Here is a 17,601-nt window from a genome sequence, read left to right as displayed (position 1 = left end):
GTTTGACGGATATTTTCGCCTGGTAGCCATTGCCGAAAAGTACTTTATACACAGAAGCTGTGGATAAGTTTGTTATCAAGTCGTGGGCAAGTCTTTCCAGTACCTGTCTTCTTTGCACTTGCCTTAAATTGGCTAAAAATTGGTCAGCCGTTTTTTGACTATCCTTACTATCTACTAATCAAGAACCGCTCGGTTAGCGCCGAGCGGCGCCGTTATATTTCGCAAAAGGTTGTTCCATGCAAAAACAACATACCCTTACCATTGACGGTAACCAGGCCGCGGCGAGCATCGCCCATAAATTGAACGAAGTTATCGCCATCTATCCGATCACACCATCGTCGGCGATGGGCGAGTGGGCCGACGAGTGGTCCTCGCGCGGCCAAGCCAACTTATGGGGCACCGTGCCCAAGGTCGTGGAATTGCAGAGCGAGGCCGGCGCGGCCGGCACGATACACGGCGCATTGCAGGCCGGTACGCTGGCGACCACTTTTACCGCCTCGCAGGGCTTATTGTTGATGCTGCCGAATATGTACAAAATCGCCGGCGAACTCAGCCCGACGGTGTTTCATATTGCTGCCCGTTCCTTGGCGGCCCAGGGCTTGTCTATCTTCGGCGACCACGGCGACGTGATGGCGGCGCGGATGACCGGCTTTGCGATGCTGTGCTCCAATTCGCCGCAAGAGGTGCAGGATCTGGCGCTGATCGCGCATGCGGTGTCGCTGCAGAGCCGGATACCCTTCATGCATTTTTTCGACGGCTTCCGTACCTCGCATGAAGTTGCGAAGATTGTCAGTCTCGACGACTCGGTGATCCGGGCGATGGTCAAGGATGAATGGGTCAGCGCTCATCGCGGCCGGGCGTTGACGCCCGATAAGCCGGTGCTGCGCGGCACCGCGCAAAACCCGGATGTGTATTTCCAGGGTCGGGAATCGGTCAACCCTTATTACGCGGCCCTGCCGGAGATTGCCCAGCAAGCCATGGACCATTTCGCAACGCTGACCGGTCGCCAGTATCGTTTATATGAATACGTCGGCGCGCCAAATGCCGAACGGGTCATCGTGTTGATGGGTTCCGGTGCGGAAGCAGTGGAAGAGACGCTGGATTATTTGAACCGCCAGGGCGAAGCGGTCGGATTGCTGAAAGTCAGGCTGTTCCGGCCGTTCGCGCCGGAGCGTTTGATCGAAGCGTTGCCGGCCAGTTGCCGAAAAATCGCGGTGCTGGATCGCACCAAGGAGCCGGGCGCCGATGGCGAGCCTTTGTACAAGGATGTGTTGACGGCGCTGGTGCAGGACTTCAGCAATGGCGGCAAGTTCGTCAGCCTGCCGAAGGTGGTCGGCGGCCGTTACGGCTTGTCGTCCAAGGAATTTACCCCTGGCATGATCAAGGCTGTTTACGACGAATTAAAACGCGAGCAGCCGAAAAATCAATTTACCATCGGCATCCACGACGACGTCAGCCACACCAGCCTGGATTGGGATGCCGATTACCGCACCGACGCCCACGATCAAACTTTTCAAGCGATGTTTTATGGGCTGGGCAGCGACGGTACGGTCGGTGCCAACAAAAACACCATCAAGATCATCGGCGAGGAAACCGATTGGTATGCCCAAGGCTATTTCGTGTACGACTCGAAAAAGTCCGGGGCGATCACCGTCTCGCATTTGCGCTTTGGCCCCAAGCCGATCCGTTCGACCTATCTGATCGGCGAAAACGACGCTAAATTCATCGGCTGCCATCAGACAGTATTCCTGGAACGTTACGACATGCTGGCCAATGCCGCCGATAAATCGGTGTTTCTGTTGAACAGCCCGGTGTCGGCCGATAAAGTCTGGGACACTCTACCGCGCAAGATGCAGCAGCAAATGTTGGACAAAAAAATTCGCTTTTATCTGATCGACGGCAATGCAGTCGCCGAAAAATCCGGCATGGGCAAGCGTATCAATACCATCATGCAGACCTGTTTCTTCGCGATTTCCGGGGTGCTGCCGCAGGAGCAAGCCATTGCCGCGATCAAGCATGCCGTGGAAAAGACTTACGGCAAGAAAGGCCAGCGCGTCGTCGATTTAAACTTCAAGGCCATCGACGAAACGCTGGCCGGCTTGCAGCAAGTGCCGCTGCCCAAACAAGCCGACAGCGGTTTCGATATTATGTCCCGCATTGCCGACAGCGCCCCGGACTTTATCAAGCGCGTCACCGGTGAAATCATCGCCGGTCGCGGCGATGCCTTGCCGGTCAGCGCGATGCCGGCCGACGGCACTTTCCCCACCGGCAGCGCCGCTTACGAAAAACGCAATCTGGCGCTGGAAATTCCGGTCTGGGAAACCGATCTGTGTACTCAGTGCGGCAAATGTCCGATGGTCTGTCCGCATGCGGCGATTCGCAGCAAAATCTATGCGATCGACGCGATCGGCGACGCACCGTCTACCTTCAAGCATGCGGCGATGCTGGGCAAGGACTTCCCGGCCGGCTTGGCGATCAGCTACCAGGTGGCGCCGGAAGACTGCACCGGTTGCGGCTTGTGCGTGGACATTTGCCCGATCCGCGACAAGTCCAACGCCAGCCGCAAGGCCTTGAACATGCAACCGCAAGCGCCGCTACGCGAACCGGAAAGTCACAATTGGGACTACTTTTTATCGTTGCCGGAATACGACCGCCGGCAACTGAAAACCAACACCATCAAGGGTGCGATGGTATTGCAGCCATTATTCGAATTTTCCGGCGCTTGCGTCGGTTGCGGCGAAACCCCGTATGTGAAACTGGCTTCGCAGTTGTTCGGCGACCGGATGATCGTTGCCAACGCTACCGGTTGTTCGTCGATTTACGGCGGCAATCTGCCCACTACACCCTGGACCAAAAACGCGGAAGGCCGCGGCCCGGCCTGGAATAATTCCTTGTTCGAGGATAACGCCGAGTTTGGTTTGGGGATGAGGGTGGCAGTCGACAAGCAGGCCGAACATGCCGCCGAGTTGTTGCTGTCGCTGCGCGGCACCTTGGGCAGCGAACTGGTGGATGCGATTCTACAAGCCGATCAATCCGACGAAGCCGGTATCTACGACCAGCGCCAGCGCGTCGCCGAGTTGAAACAGCATTTGCCGTCGCTGAAACAAGCCGCCGCGCAAGCCTTGTTGCCGCTGGCCGATTATTTATGCAAGAAAAGCGTCTGGATCATCGGCGGCGACGGCTGGGCTTACGACATCGGCTACGGCGGCCTGGACCATGTCTTGGCCAGCGGCCGCAACGTTAACATTTTGGTATTGGATACCGAGGTGTATTCCAACACCGGCGGGCAGACGTCCAAAGCCACGCCGCTGGGCGCGGTCGCTAAATTCTCGGCCGGCGGCAAAGCCACCGCCAAGAAAGACCTGGCGCTGTTGGCGATGGATTACGGCAACGTCTATGTCGCCCATGTTGCCTATGCCGGCAAGGACACCCAAACCCTTAGCGCCTTTCTGGAAGCCGAAGCTCACGACGGACCGTCCATCATCATTGCCTATGCGCCGTGTATCGCCCATGGCGTGGATTTATCCAACAACCATCGCCAGCAAAATCTGGCGGTGAAAAGCGGGCATTGGCCGCTGTTTCGTTTCGACCCCGGCAAGATCAAGCAGGGCAAGAACCCGATGCATTTGGATTCAGCGGAGCCGTCGGTGCCGTTGCGCGATTTCGTGATGAGCGAAACCCGTTTCAGCATGCTCTGGCAAAGTCATCCCGAGGCGGCCGAGGCCTTCTTGAAACAGGCGCAACAAGATGTGAAGAACCGTTACCGATATTATCAACAACTGTCTACGCTGGAATGGAGCGATGCCACCAGCGTCGCGGCGGCCAAAGCCCAATTAAAAGCCGATCTGGCCCAGGAGAACCCACATGGTTGATTTAACGACGAATTATCTGGGCCTGAAACTGGCGCATCCCTTGGTGCCGTCGGCGTCGCCGTTAAGCAAGGACCTGGATGGCGCCCGCCGTCTGGAAGATGCCGGCGCGTCGGCTATCGTGATGCCCTCGCTGTTCGAGGAAAAGATCGAAGCCGAGCAGCAGCAGATGGAGCGGTTTTTTTATGAGCAAGCCATCGGCTTCGGTGAAGCCGATTCCTTTCATCCGATACCGGATCATATTCTGACTTATCAGGAACAATATCTGGCGCATTTACAGCGCATAAAAAGCGCCTTGCAAATTCCGGTGATTGCCAGCCTGAACGGCACCTCCCAAGGTGGTTGGATCGAATACGGCCAGGCCTTGCAACAAGCCGGCGCCGATGCGTTGGAATTGAATATCTACCATCTGGCGGCCAATGCCGAGGACAGTAGCGAGGCGGTGGAAAACCGTTATCTCGACATCCTGCGGGAGCTGAAAAGCCGGGTCAGCCTGCCGTTGACGCTAAAACTGTCGCCGCAATTCAGCTCGCCGATCCATTTTGCCCAGCGTCTGGAAGCGGCCGGTGCCGACGGTTTTGCCTTATTCAATCGTTTTTACCAACCGGATATCGATCTGGATACGCTACAGGTGGTGCCGAAGCTGGAACTGTCGACGCCGGCCGAAGCCTTGCTGCGCATTCGCTGGACCGCATTGATGTACGGCCGGGTGAAAACCTCGCTGGCGGTGACGGGCGGTTTTCATCAAACTCCAGATGTAATCAAGGCCTTGCTGGCCGGCGCCGATGTGGTGCATTTATGCAGCGTGTTGCTGGCGCATGGCGTCGGCAAGCTCGGCGAGATTCGCGCCGAACTGGAGCAATGGCTGGTCGAGCACGAATACGAATCCATAGGCCAGTTGAAAGGTAGCGTCAGCCAGCAACACGCCATCGACCCTAGCGCTTATGAGCGGGCTAACTACATTCATGTGCTGGACAGCTACACGCCGGCTGCCGGCGTGTTGAGATAACGGTAAAGCCGTGCGCGATTTGGACGAATTGTTTGCCGGCTTGGCTAAATCCAAGTTTCGCAGCCAGTTTCGTCTGCACGGTAAGGACCTGGACTATTTGCGCAACAAAGGCCTGGAAACGGTATTGAGCCATGCTCAAGACTTTATCGGCAAACGCCTGGCCGCCGCCGAGCCGCTTAACGATGGCAAACAAACGCCGTTTCGCGGCCACCCGGTGTTCGTCGCCCAACACGCCACCGCTTGCTGTTGCCGGACTTGTGTCTGGAGAAATGGCATAAAATTCCGCAGGGCCGGGAGTTGAGTGGTGCCGAACAAACTTATGTTTGTTCGGTGCTGGAACGGTGGTTAATGGGTGAAATGACAAATAGTTAGAACCAAATGCTGCGATTTATTAGGTTAGGCTTCTGTCAGGTAAGTTACCGCAGCTGTGGCAATTAGCTGCGAATCTCCCTGTATTCTATGGCATATGACTTTCAAACACTTGAATCAACACTTTATGCCAAGTACGCGCGGTTTTATTGTCCTTATACCAATGCAGCGCAAAGTTGGATTAACCTGCGTTTCAAATAATACAAAATATCACCCAGCCTTTTTAGCTAATTTTTAACGCCATGCCTAAGTATTTTGCACACATAGACGGATTGCGCGCATTTGCGGTGCTGGCCGTAATTATCTATCACTTGCATTCCTCATTGTTGCCGGGCGGTTTCATAGGTGTCGACGTTTTCTTTGTTATATCTGGATTTGTTGTCACGGCCTCGCTAACCAATCATAAAGGCGAATCCTTTACCGCATTCTTGGGCTTTTTTTATGCACGTCGTTTAACGCGGCTTGCGCCGGCATTGATGGCTATGTTGCTGGCGACAACGTTGGCCTATGTGTTGTTTGTGCCGCGTACCTGGTTTAACCGGGGGGCGGATGATGTCGGTCAAGCCGCATTCTGGGGATTTAGTAACTGGATATTGGATCAAACCGCGATCAATTATTTCGAGCCGCGTGCCGAGTTCAATCCTTTTACCCACACTTGGTCTCTGGGTGTTGAGGAACAGTATTACCTGATCGCGCCGTTGCTGCTGTTCAATTGGGTGCGCTGGCGGGCGCATTCGCAACGTCGCAGATTGGCGATAGCAGTGATGATACTGTTGGCGATGGTGTCGTTCGTGGCTTGTGTTTATCAGGCTATACATCACGGCCCGCGGTTTGTGTTCTATCAAATCACCTTTCGTTTCTGGGAGCTGGCGGCTGGCGTGGTCTGGTATCAGTGGGCGGCTGAATTGGGCAAAAAATTCGAAACCTATCATTGCTACTTACAAAAGGGGGCTTGGATTGGTTTAGTGTTAATAGTAGGACTATTGTTGCTGCCCAATCCACAGGCTTACCCTTGGTTAAGGGCTTGGTGTGCGGTGATTGGCTGCCTGTTGTTGATTGGCGATCCTTATTTCGACAAGGACTCACTACGCCGACTCTTGGCAAGTTCACCGATGCTCTGGATTGGGCAGCGTTCTTATTCGCTGTATCTGTGGCATTGGCCCGTCTTTGTGATGTTTCGTTGGACCGTGGGGCTGGACGTATGGCCTTTTAACGTGCTTGCGTTGGGTCTGACCCTGGTGCTGGGCGCTGTTTCCTACCGCTGGGTGGAATCCCCGCTGCGAAAAAATCAGCGATTTAAAAAAATACCGGCCGGGTGGCGCATAGTCGGCTTCCTGGTTTTTATCGGGATAAGTTGGCAAAGTGCCCGCTTACTTTTGGCGCATCAACCTGAACTGGGCTTAGGACAACCTACGATAAATGCCAAAGACTGGCACGGCCAGTACGGACTGATGAAAGCGGTCTATCAATCAGCGCGTCAATGCGAACCGCGCGTGGTCGAGCGTGACCTTGCTCAGGGTCGTGGTAGCGTTATAGAGTATTTTCCCGACGCTTGTTTAGATAAAGACAAGGCTCAATTATTTGTTTTGGGCGACTCCCATGCAACCGCTTATCTGCCGATGTTTGAGCAATTAAGTGCCGAGCAAGGTCGTACCGTACGCGTTTTGCATTCGCCGGGTTGTCCGTATATTGATTTGATCAAACCAATGGGACAGCGTGGTGATCCATCCTGCCTGCAAAAATCGCGTGCCACCCTGCAGGAGATATTGGACTTGGCTAAACAGGGAGATATCGTGTTTTTACCGTCGCTTAGATTGCCCAGGTTTGTGGATTTCGGCAATGCTGAGAAAACCGGACTTCACGATACTTTTGATGGCACAAGTATCTATGAGCGTTCAGCATTAGAACTGCAATCAATTGCCGCTGCGGCCAATGATGCGCCCGAATGGTTGTCGCCATTCGAAAAAGCGGGTCTCCATGTGTTATTTGAGGCACCCAAACCTATTTTTCGTGCGCATCCTTTTCGGTGTGTGGATTTCTTTAATCGATTCAATCCAGATTGCAAAAACGGATTCGTGGAGGAAAGAGCTAACGAAGAAACATACCGTGCGCCGACATTACTGGCTATGACGAGTTTGGCGCTGAATAATCTGACGATAAGCATTTGGGATCCTCTCCCGCTGTTATGTGAGAAAAATTTCTGCAAAGCCATGCAAGGCGAGCGGCCTTTATTTTTTGATGCTGATCACGTTAGCCCCTATGGCAATGTGGTGCTTTATCCGGCGTTTAAGCAAGCCATAGAACAGGTGTCAGCCTTGCCAAAATAATACGGCCCAAAACGCATTGCTTGGCAAGATTGACGTTTCAACGGCAAGGCACTTACTATTCCGACATTTCCCGCCGGATAGCGAGTTGCTCATGGGCCAAGAAATTCACGGGTCAGCCTATCGGGCCGCCGACTTTCAGCGCTTTCAACAACGATTGCGCGACGAAACCGAATTGCTCGGCGAGTTGATCAAAAATCGTGCTTGCTCGGAAGCGGACCCGGTAGCCGGTTTTGAAATCGAAGCCTGGCTGCTGGACGAGCAAATGCGGCCGGCGCCGATGAATCAAGCCTATTTGCACTCGTTCGAACATCCGCTGGCCGGGCCGGAGCTGGCCAAATTCAATATCGAACTCAACACGCCGCCGCTACCGCTGAGCGGCGATGCGTTTAGCCGTATGCATAGCGATTTGCAAAATACCTGGCAACAAGCCGAGCAACATGCCCGGCCCCTGGGCTTGAACCTGCTGACGATAGGTACCTTGCCGACCCTGCAACAAAGCGATCTGCATCTGGGCAATATGTCCGACATGAACCGCTACCGGGCGCTGAACGAACAAATCCTGAAAAACCGCGGCAAGCCTATCCTGCTGGATATTTGCGGCCACGAGCATTTGAAGATTCAGCACCATGACGTGATGCTGGAAGCCGCTACTACCTCGTTTCAATTGCATATCCAATGTCCGCTGAGCATCGCCCATCATGTTTATAACGCCTCGATAATCGCCTCGGCGGCGATGGTGGCAGTGTGCGCAAATGCGCCGTTTTTGTTCGGCAAGGATTTGTGGGCGGAAACCCGTATTCCGTTGTTCGAACAAGCCATTGCTACCGGCGGTTATGCCGGCGCGGCCGATGGACCGTTGCATCGGGTCAGTTTTGGTTCCGGCTTTGCCCGGCAGTCGATTCTGGAATGCTTCGTCGAGAATCTACAACATTTTCCGGTATTGCTGCCGGAGCATTTCGACGATGCGCCGGAAAGCTTCCAGTATCTGCGGCTGCACAACGGCACGATTTGGCGCTGGAACCGGCCGCTGGTCGGTTTCGATGCCGATGGTACCCCACACATCCGGGTCGAACATCGCACCCCAGCCGCCGGACCGACGGTGCTGGACATGATCGCCAACGCCGCGTTTTATTACGGGCTGGTCAAGAATCTGGCCGACGAACGGCAGGCGGGTAGGGCGGATTTAACGTTTGCCCAAGCCAAGGACAATTTTTATCAAGCCGCGCGGCATGGTTTGGATAGTCATGTCGTCTGGTTTGGCGAGCGCAGACAGCGACTGGCGGTGTTGATCGAGCAGGAACTCTTGCCCCGCGCCGCTGCGGGTTTGCAGGCTTTAGGCATCGCCGCCGCCGACCGCGCCGATTATCTGAACATCATTCGCCAGCGCCTCGCCAGCCAGCAAACCGGCAGCCAATGGCAGCGGCGGTTTATCCGGGAGAATCCGGGAGAATTTGTCGGAATGACTAAGGCTTATTTGCAGCGGCAACGGGGAGAGGAGGTGGTTGCCAAGTGGGGGATATGAATAACGACTACATCATCGTTCCCACGCTCCGGCGTGGGGACAGGGTGTACGCTGCTCCAGCGTCCCAGATACGCACCGTTGGAGCGGTGCGGGCTGCATTCGCTACGCAGGAATGTGGGAACGATAAAGTTTTGGTTTCGCGTCATGTCACCGCTGTCGCTGCAACGTGACTTACACCGGCCGGTCAATCGAGTTCAGCACGTGATAGCAAATCCCGAAGTACCTCGTCGTTGTGAAAGGCGGATGACATTGCTTTTCCAAAACGCTCCAGTGCGGAACGCGATCCTTGCGCCGAAAACATTCCGGCTTCCGGATCGAAATCGAGCTCGTCTTGTAAATCGGGTAGCTGTTCGGCTACGATGACTTGGGCAATTGAGTTCCAGTCATAGCCGTTTCCATTCCAGCCTTCGTCAGCCCGCTCTTCGAATACATGAAATTTCTCGATCATGTGCTGGTCGGAAAGTATTAGCGACCCATATTCTCCTGAGTCCAAGAGAATAAACGGCGCATAGGAAATTTTGTCTGTCTTATCTTGTTCCATAATGACCTCTTTGTTGTGACGGATGAAAACCCAGTGAAAGGCAACGGGTAGATGCGATAAGCGATAGGGTAATCGTACATGCTCGGCGGTTCAATACCCTCGTATTACGCTATCGCTGCCACTAAGGCGTTACGTCGAATCCGGTTTTGGGACACGGTGGTGGACGCTTTAGCGTTCTGAAAAAAAATCAGAAGAGTTAGGGCTTGCCAAGTGAGTGACGTCCACTATTTTAGGTTTCTAGTCAAATAGTTCCTTAAACATATAGACGTCCCATTGAAAAGGCGGGCAGGACGCCACCAGTTCCTTGTGTTGGGATATTTCCGTGAGTCGTCCACTCACGCGTATGGAGCGCAGCTGGGTCTCGCAGTCCGGGCGGGCGTCGGATTTGGGTTTGGAAGACTCGACCAAAACATAACGATAGTTTTTGGCTTCGATCATTCGGATACTCCCGCTCATGTCTTTGTGGAAATGGCATGGCCAGGGTATGGCTAAATCGTAATCCGCCGATTTACCTTCCGGAAGTGTTGAAGTGACGAAGCACACTTCGCTATGGTTTTCCAAACGCAGCCGAACCGAGCCGATCTCCAAGTCATTGCTAGCGGTTTGAGTGGTTTCTTCCGCAAAACCGCATGAAACCACTGCCCAATTGATAGCCGCGATCATCAGCCAGCGAATGTGGCGCATGTTCATGACAATTCCCAAAACCAAACTTGGGATGCTTTATTCGCGGGATCGTCATAGCCTTTAGTAACCCCTTTATTCCACAAATCTATGTGGTCGCCTGTCCGCGCGGTATCGCCTGATCGAGTGAAGCAATCCTTGAAGAAAATTAGACCGGTTTTGCTGCCTATTGCGGCTTTGGCCTTGGCGCCTCCCGTATAGATGGTGGGGCGGCCAAGCTGGTTTTTCCAAAGCCAATTCGCCAGAGACTCGGCTCCTCGAGCATGGCCGTGGCTACATTTGGGTTCGGAATAAGTTTCCTTGTTTACTGTGATAGTCCGTTCCGCATTGAATGTAATGCTCATCCGTATCGCGCATTGGTTATCCCAGTTGCCATCGCAAGGCGAACTCTCGATCGGATAGTTGCTCCATAAATTGATAAAACTGGGTTTAGCCATGGCGTTTTCCTGGTGGTTGACTATGTAGTTGGGTCTTAACGATGAATCGGATCGCGCGGCCTTTGATGTCAAATGGGCTTGCCTGGGGTCTAAACTCCCCATTTGCATTTATACAGGTGCTAAATTAACGATAGAATTGAAACGAGCAAATTTGTCAAATTCATCATGCCACAGATTCTACCCACTAATTACAGCCTAATACAATCCGACAGCCTCCCCGAAGGCCTGCTGGATATTTCGGCCGAAGCGCTGCACACACTCATCCCCGAGCCGACGCTCTTCCACCTTCCCGGCAAACGCCCGGAAACGCTGTTCGTCTCGGTATTGCTGCACGGCAACGAGCCGACCGGCTTCCTGGCTGTACAAAAGCTGTTGCAAAAATATCGTGACCAAAGCATGCCGCGCGGTTTGACGCTGTTTTTCGGCAATACCCAGGCGGCGCGATTCAATCTAAGACGGCTGGACGGCCAACCCGATTTCAACCGCATCTGGCCCGGTACGGCATTGCCGCCGTCGCCGGAAACGGTTTGGGCTGGACAGATTTGCCAGATCATGCGCCAGCGCGGCGTGTTTGCCAGCATCGACGTGCATAACAACACCGGTTTGAATCCGCATTACGCTTGTATCAATCAATTGGATAAGGACTTTCTGCATCTGGGTGCGCTGTTCGGCCGCTTGTTGGTATATTTCACCCATCCCAAGGGTACCCAGTCCAGCGCGTTTGCCGAGTTTTGCCCGGCGGTGACGCTGGAATGCGGTCGGCCCGGTCAGCCGCATGGCACCGAACATGCTTTCGAGTTCCTGGACAGTTGCCTGCATTTGCATGAGTTTCCGCTCCAGCCGGTCGCCAAACAGGATGTGGATATTTACCACACCGTGGCCCAAGTCACCGTCGCCGAGGACGCCAGTTATAGTTTCAGTGACGACGCGGTCGATCTGCGCCTGAATCCCGACTTGGAAAGCTTGAATTTCACCGAGATTCCGGCCGGCACGGTGTTCGGTCAAACCCGCTCGGACCGGATGCCATTGATCGCCAGGGACAACGATGGCAATCCGGTCACCGAACAGTTTTTAGCGATCGAGAATGGGCAATTGCGGATCGCCCGCGCGACGATGCCCTCCATGCTGACGCTGAACGAACGCGTGATTCGTCAGGATTGCTTGTGTTATTTGATGGAGCGCTTGGCGATCGATAGCCCTGATTAGTGTTGGCAGCTTGGCGCCTTAGGCTAAGCTTTAGAAAGCTATTCAAAAAAATTCGCTAGTGAAACCTATTTCGTCGATCCGTAAACAGTTAAGGGGGTGATTCATGTTGAAGTCCGTGGATATATTGATGGGTTTATCCGTGGTGATGTTAGTCGCCAGCATGGCCGTGACGCTGCTGAGCCAGGGGATGTTGAATTTGTTAGCCAGCCGCGGTCGCAATCTGCGCATTGGGCTGGCGGATTTACTGGAATTGTTGGATGTGCGGCTTTCCCGCGAGCAGGCCGACGCCATCGCCGCAAAAACCCTGAGTCAACGGATCATCGGCGGCCGCTGTCGTTGCCGCTTACCGGCTTGGCTACAGTTCTTTCAATTCGGCGAAGTGATTCACCGCGAGGAGTTCATCAAAATCCTGCTGGATTTGGCGGCATCCTACGATGGAGCGATCAAAACCGAATTCGAAGCTATTCAAGCCCGAATCGCCAACAAAACCATCAACGTCTCGCAGGCCGCAGAAGCGCTGGACACCAAATTGCAGCAATATCCGCAGTTTTATAAGAGCGTGGACATTGCTCCGTTAATCACCAAGATCAAAAAAGAAAAAGCCGCCCACTCTAAAAAGCAAAGTTATCAAAAGTTGGAAAAATTCGTTTCCAGCCAGATCGATTTGTTCGACAGCTTAAAATCGGTGCTGCGCGACAACGGCATCGAGGATCCCGCCGCCACCTTAAAAAACGTGCGGATGCAGGCCTTGGAGCTTGAAAAGTCCAATCCGGAACTGGCTCAGGATGTGCGCGAGGCGAATGCCTTATTGCAGGAGGCTTCCAGCGATTTTCTGGCAAAAATTTGTTTGAATTTCGACCATTCTATCGATCGGGTCAGCGTGCGTTTCACGGCTACCACTCGTGTGGTCAGCGTGATCAGCGCGGCCTTGGTGGCGATCGCACTGCAATTGGACACGGTTTATCTGATCAACCGCTTGGCAATGGACGAACAGATGCGGACGGCTTTTGTGGAGTTGGCGCCCAAGCTGAACGACGAGCCGACTGTGCAGGCGGCTAGCCAGCTTTCCGCCGAGAACAACCAGGAAAAACCAGTCGGCGACCTTGAACAGGCGGGTGCGAGCGCGGGCGATGCAAACGCGAGTCTGGAAACCCAAAAATACTATCTCAACTTTTTGGCCGAGCAAGGCTTGATCAGCCTGTCCACCGATGTCGACGCCTGGTGCCGGCATTGGCGGGTCGTCAGCTTCCCCGGCCTGATACTGTCCATTTTCCTGCTCAGCCTGGGTGGGCCGTTTTGGTACAACGCCTTGGGTAAGCTGTTGCAGTTGCGCTCGGTATTGGCGCGCAAGGACGAGGAACAAAAAATCATCCGCCAAACCACGCAAACCGCGGCCGGCGTTGGTCCGCAAGGCTAGAAAACCCTTGCCGCGCTCAATCCGCTGCAAGGCGAGCGCGGCGATCTGAGAGCCTTGGACTGAGGAGGCGCCCTGGAAAAGCAATGGATAGCTTGCGCTTTGGAGTGGAATCAAGGACACCAAAGCCCGAGCGCCGCTTAGGCGGCGGCGTCCGGCATTTGCCGTTAAACGTTGTTGATGACCAGCATGCCTTGCTTGACGATAAACTCTTTGACGGTTTCCAGACCCTGACCGGTCTTGATGTTGGTAAACACAAAAGGCTTATCGCCGCGCATCTTCCTGGCGTCACGGTCCATCACTTCCAGCGACGCGCCGACATAGGGCGCCAGGTCGATTTTATTGATCACCAATAAATCCGAACGCGTGATGCCGGGGCCGCCCTTGCGCGGGATTTTGTCGCCTGCCGAGACGTCGATCACGTAAATGGTCAGATCGGCCAGTTCCGGACTAAACGTCGCGCTGAGATTGTCGCCGCCACTTTCCACCATCACGAAATCCAGCTCCGGCCAGCGTTCGCACAGTTCGTCCACCGCCGCCAGATTCATCGAGGCATCCTCGCGGATGGCGGTATGCGGACAGCCGCCGGTTTCCACGCCCAGGATGCGTTCTTCCGGCAAGGCCTGGCTGCGGATCAAAAACTGCTGGTCTTCGCGAGTGTAAATATCGTTGGTGACCACGCCGATTTCGTAATCGTCGCGCATCAACTTGCACAAGGCGTCCACCAACGCGGTTTTGCCCGAGCCGACCGGGCCGCCGATGCCGATTCGTAATATTTGTTTGTCAATCATGTTTTCTCTCCAATTTTCTTCGTCAATTCAGAGGCTTTAGAAAAGCCCTCTCCTTGATGGAGAGGGTTGGGTGAGGAGAGATCAAAATAGAAAAAATCCTGATTCCATTGCCCTCATCCTGACCTTCTCTCGCAGGAGAAGGGGCTGTTCAATTTATGCGCTTAAGAAGGCATATCAGTTAACTTCAAGACCTAAACAGCCGCGAGTACTGCATCTCATGCCGACTGCTGGCCAAGGCCAAACCGAAGCAACTGCCACCTATCCCGGCGTCGTTCAGGCTCAAAGCACGATCCACCAGCGTCGGTAAATCGCCAGCCAGGTTTTTTAATAATTGCTGGCCGGCTACCTGACCCAACGGCACCAGCTTGACTGCGCACAACACCTGGTTTTCCAGCCAGCCCCATAGATAGCCGGTGACGGCGTCGGCCTTGCCGATTTGCCAGCGTGCCGCCGCCAGCGCAAACAAGGTAGCCAAAGTCGCATCGGGGCGTTTTAGCCAGGCCTCGGCTTCGGGTAATTCCAGATTGACCAGTAAGCGAGCCAGCGCCTGGCCGGTTTGCCTGTCCTCGGCGCGCAGCTCGGCGGTTTCCCGGTAGGCTATTAATACAGCGCTCCAATGTTCAACCGCTGTCATATCGTTATTGTTCCAGGCAACGTATAGCCGCGCCAGAATCGGCGCATCGACCACGCCCAAGCCATTTTTTAGTAAGCCGTGCAGCCAGTCGGTCGCCTGCTCGGCGGAAGTAATCCAGCCATCCTCCACTGCTCGCTCCAGCCCTTGCGAATAGCTGTACATACCTATCGGCAAGCCGGGGCTGACCAGTTGCAGCAGCCTTAACAGCGATAAATCAGTGACCATGGCTGTGATACGCGCCGCTTTCCGGTTCGAAGGGCAGGGTATGATGTTCTACGATCAGCCCTAAACCGACCAGCATTTGATCGAGTACATGATCGGCCAGATAACGCAGTTCGTCGGGCAGGATTTGCAACGCGATATGGCGGTTGCCGAGGTGGTAGCAGGCTTTGGCGAACAATAATGGGTCGCTGCATTTGACCACCGACAATTTTTCCGGGGCGGCGTCGATACGCACTTTGAAGCCTTGGCTGTTGGTCAGGATTGCGCCGTGGCGCAGGGTTTGACCGCGCGGCAGGAATACGCCGACCTGGACACCGCCTTTTGTGGTTGCCGGTTGGCGGGATTTTTGGCGGGCCTCAAAGGGGAGGGTTAATGTATCGTCGGGTTGTTCTTCGGTTTGGGTGGTTTCGGTGAGTTTTAGCATGGTCTATTGTTAGGTTTTGTAAGTTGGGTTTACCCAAAGGATATAAAAGGCGTTAGCCGTCATCGCCCAACACGCCGGCTTTTCACGCTCGTTCACGCTGCTTCCCAAGCTCCGGCTTGGGAACGATGTCTCAAAAGCGCTAGCTTTCATTTAATAATGTGTCGCTATCGCGACGGGTTTTGTTTGAAGTCGGGTCTCGGCCCGACAGCCGAGATACTTTCTTTTGCTTGGCCAAAAGAAAGTATCCAAAGAAAAGGCCACCCGGAATTCCGCCTATTTCCTGCGCTTTACGAAAACCATCCATGGTTTTCGCCCTGCGGGCCAGCCTATCGGCTGTTCAAATTTGCTCCAGGCAAATTTGTCGCTTTTGCCGAGGGTTTTCGGAAGGGGCTTCCTGCCCTTCCGAAAACGAGCGGCATCCCTGCCGCTCCCCTACGGGCTGATCTCGCCAAAAGCTCCGATGCTCGGGGCGGAATAACGGGACTAACACCACGCCAAAAATTACAGAGAAATATGAAAAATGGCTAAATACTTAAAATATCAAAAATCTTATTGTAGTTTTTACACGCTTCTTGCATGCCGCCATACCATATAGATAATGGCCTATCTGGTTCACTTGATGTTTCAAATATACATTCCGTTATCAATGTCTTGACTTGGGCAGGATAATTAAAACCATCCCAATTCATTAATAAACTATCATTCCCAAAAAGATTGACAGCTTTTTTTGCTGTTGGCAAAACATCGACTGTGCTTCTGACAGTCATTACATCATCATCGTCATTTGCATAGTCAATAACGACTAATGGTCTATTTCTGTTAAGGTTGTAATTTGATAGCGCCTTATTTATATGTTCATCAGAAAATCCATATCCTAATATTAAAGCCCCGTCGCACTCATGAACTAACCGATCTAGTTCGGCATAATATGTTCTAAAAGGCTGGTTCATTATCTGCAATGATTTTCCGTAACCAGCAATAATTTCTGACCCTGGAAAAACAAGCCCTTCTGTGGTGTATTGGCTAGACCGTCCTCTTTTAAACGTTGAATGAGGATTAGGAAAACTGGATAAATCATCATTCCACCCGCCATTCCAAAAATCAAAGTGAACAGAACCATGTAAATGCAACAAACATGACCAATTCTTTCGATAAAAAATATTATTTGGATTAAATTCTTTTGTTTTCCGATCATATCCAGTGTTTAATTCTGGTAACACCTTATAGATGAGGTTGTCATAATTGAGACTGACTATGCCTATATCAAAATCATGGCTGAGGTTATTTAGGAATAAACTCCATGTTTTAAATTGATCTTTGTTTTCTATTTCTACTGAAATACACCGTCGCCTAAACTCATCAAGAAGATGGTCAATTAGGCCAGAAGTAATTTTCGTTAAAGAGTGGAAGTCTGTGGATTGATGCTTATTGTTAATCCGCGTATCTGGCAAACTTTTAATCCCTAAAAAAGCACCAATCGATGATGTGAAAATGCCTGATGGGAATAAGGTAGGAAGTTGATACATGACATACAAAACTTCTTCAAAGTTATTTGGCTTTCTCAAATGCTTTTCAAGATGATTGCATTTATACCGCTTAATTTCTTTGTCAAAGTATGAGTAAATATTTGATTTATTATTGCTGGCTAAAGGAAAATGTATATTTGCCCAATCAACAAACAACTTATTTACGCGATCCACTGAAGGCATTCCTAAATCTATAGAAGCGCCTGCGCCAACCACCACTAAAAGTTTTTTCTTTTTAGGCATGTATGTTTTTGAACTCAGTTCAATAATATGGACCCGTAGACTGGGTAGAGCAACGCGAAACCCAGCTGTATAGGCTAAAGCTGGGTTTACACTGTCGTTCCAACCCAGCCTACCAAAAAATCTTTCCTGCACACAATTACCGCTGAAGTGGACTATTCCCGTTATTCCGCCCCGAGCATCGGAGCTTTTGGCGAGATTGGCCCGCAGGGGAGCGGCAGGGATGCCGCTCGTTTTCGGAGGGGCTGGGAAGCCCCTTCCGAAAACCTTCGACAAAAGCGAGACGCGCAGGATTAAGGCGGAATTCCGGGTGGCCTTTTCTTTGGATACTTTCTTTTGGCCAAGCAAAAGAAAGTATCTCGGCTGTCGGGCCGAGACCCGACATTCAA

At 52.9% G+C, this 17,601-nt stretch carries 15 protein-coding genes; 8 read left to right on the top strand and 7 right to left on the bottom strand.

Translation table 11 applies throughout. From position 1 onward, the window contains the following. Positions 1 to 236: 236 nt before the first annotated feature. The 6 genes from nifJ to QZJ86_RS14380 all read left to right on the top strand — a co-directional run bounded on the left by nifJ (position 237) and on the right by QZJ86_RS14380 (position 9,096). Positions 237 to 3,872 carry a pyruvate:ferredoxin (flavodoxin) oxidoreductase gene (nifJ, locus tag QZJ86_RS14405; protein WP_301671118.1) on the top strand — a complete coding sequence of 1,212 codons (3,636 nt, stop codon included), beginning with the start codon at positions 237 to 239 and terminating at the stop codon, positions 3,870 to 3,872. After that, complete coding sequence (locus tag QZJ86_RS14400; RefSeq protein ID WP_301671117.1) at positions 3,865 to 4,878, top strand: dihydroorotate dehydrogenase-like protein; 1,014 nt, start codon at positions 3,865 to 3,867, stop codon at positions 4,876 to 4,878. Before nifJ ends, QZJ86_RS14400 begins: the two co-directional genes overlap by 8 nt. A 10-nt stretch (positions 4,879 to 4,888) precedes the next feature. Beyond that, complete coding sequence (locus tag QZJ86_RS14395) at positions 4,889 to 5,179, top strand: DUF4186 family protein (protein WP_301671116.1); 291 nt, start codon at positions 4,889 to 4,891, stop codon at positions 5,177 to 5,179. Continuing rightward, entirely contained in the window at positions 5,119 to 5,250 is a 132-nt protein-coding gene (locus QZJ86_RS21630; protein ID WP_407081619.1) for a DUF4186 family protein, read from the top strand. The genes QZJ86_RS14395 and QZJ86_RS21630 overlap by 61 nt, the downstream gene beginning before the upstream one ends. Before the next feature lie 239 nt (positions 5,251 to 5,489). Further along, positions 5,490 to 7,574 carry an acyltransferase family protein gene (locus QZJ86_RS14385; RefSeq protein ID WP_301671115.1) on the top strand — a complete coding sequence of 695 codons (2,085 nt, stop codon included), beginning with the start codon at positions 5,490 to 5,492 and terminating at the stop codon, positions 7,572 to 7,574. Between the two features lie 91 nt (positions 7,575 to 7,665). Continuing rightward, positions 7,666 to 9,096 carry a glutamate-cysteine ligase family protein gene (locus QZJ86_RS14380; RefSeq protein ID WP_301671114.1) on the top strand — a complete coding sequence of 477 codons (1,431 nt, stop codon included), beginning with the start codon at positions 7,666 to 7,668 and terminating at the stop codon, positions 9,094 to 9,096. Between the two features lie 184 nt (positions 9,097 to 9,280). Here the strand turns inward: QZJ86_RS14380 and QZJ86_RS14375 are convergent, their stop codons facing one another. The 3 genes from QZJ86_RS14375 to QZJ86_RS14365 form a co-directional block, all read right to left on the bottom strand. Continuing rightward, on the bottom strand, positions 9,281 to 9,637 hold the full coding sequence (locus QZJ86_RS14375) for an Imm51 family immunity protein (RefSeq protein WP_301671113.1): 357 nt from the start codon (positions 9,635 to 9,637) through the stop codon (positions 9,281 to 9,283). Positions 9,638 to 9,874: 237 nt separating this feature from the next. Further along, entirely contained in the window at positions 9,875 to 10,327 is a 453-nt protein-coding gene (locus QZJ86_RS14370) for a hypothetical protein (RefSeq protein ID WP_301671112.1), read from the bottom strand. After that, positions 10,324 to 10,755 carry a type VI secretion system amidase effector protein Tae4 gene (locus QZJ86_RS14365; RefSeq protein WP_301671111.1) on the bottom strand — a complete coding sequence of 144 codons (432 nt, stop codon included), beginning with the start codon at positions 10,753 to 10,755 and terminating at the stop codon, positions 10,324 to 10,326. Before QZJ86_RS14365 ends, QZJ86_RS14370 begins: the two co-directional genes overlap by 4 nt. A 165-nt stretch (positions 10,756 to 10,920) precedes the next feature. Between QZJ86_RS14365 and QZJ86_RS14360 the strand changes: the two genes are divergently transcribed. Then, complete coding sequence (locus tag QZJ86_RS14360; protein ID WP_301671110.1) at positions 10,921 to 11,961, top strand: M14 family metallopeptidase; 1,041 nt, start codon at positions 10,921 to 10,923, stop codon at positions 11,959 to 11,961. A gap of 103 nt (positions 11,962 to 12,064) precedes the next feature. Further along, positions 12,065 to 13,378, top strand: a complete 1,314-nt coding sequence (locus QZJ86_RS14355) for a hypothetical protein (protein WP_301671109.1) — start codon at positions 12,065 to 12,067, stop codon at positions 13,376 to 13,378. A 164-nt stretch (positions 13,379 to 13,542) separates the two neighbouring features. Here QZJ86_RS14355 and ureG read toward each other — a convergent pair whose 3' ends face one another. The 4 genes from ureG to QZJ86_RS14335 form a co-directional block, all read right to left on the bottom strand. Next, positions 13,543 to 14,166, bottom strand: coding sequence for an urease accessory protein UreG (gene ureG, locus QZJ86_RS14350; RefSeq protein ID WP_301671108.1), 624 nt, complete (start codon positions 14,164 to 14,166; stop codon positions 13,543 to 13,545). A 184-nt stretch (positions 14,167 to 14,350) separates the two neighbouring features. Further along, the gene (locus tag QZJ86_RS14345; protein WP_301671107.1) at positions 14,351 to 15,025 is read right to left on the bottom strand and encodes an urease accessory protein UreF; all 675 of its coding nucleotides are present in this window, start codon (positions 15,023 to 15,025) and stop codon (positions 14,351 to 14,353) included. Continuing rightward, a complete protein-coding gene (gene ureE, locus QZJ86_RS14340; protein WP_301671106.1) occupies positions 15,015 to 15,446 on the bottom strand; it encodes an urease accessory protein UreE in 432 nt (143 codons plus the stop codon). Before ureE ends, QZJ86_RS14345 begins: the two co-directional genes overlap by 11 nt. A 524-nt stretch (positions 15,447 to 15,970) precedes the next feature. Then, positions 15,971 to 17,560, bottom strand: coding sequence for an SIR2 family protein (locus tag QZJ86_RS14335; protein ID WP_301671105.1), 1,590 nt, complete (start codon positions 17,558 to 17,560; stop codon positions 15,971 to 15,973). Positions 17,561 to 17,601 lie beyond the last annotated feature (41 nt).

It is taken from the genome of Methylomonas montana, from assembly GCF_030490285.1.
Classification (GTDB): domain Bacteria; phylum Pseudomonadota; class Gammaproteobacteria; order Methylococcales; family Methylomonadaceae; genus Methylomonas; species Methylomonas montana.
Note: the sequence above shows the minus strand (reverse complement) of the source record. Positions and strands in the feature narration are given on the sequence as shown.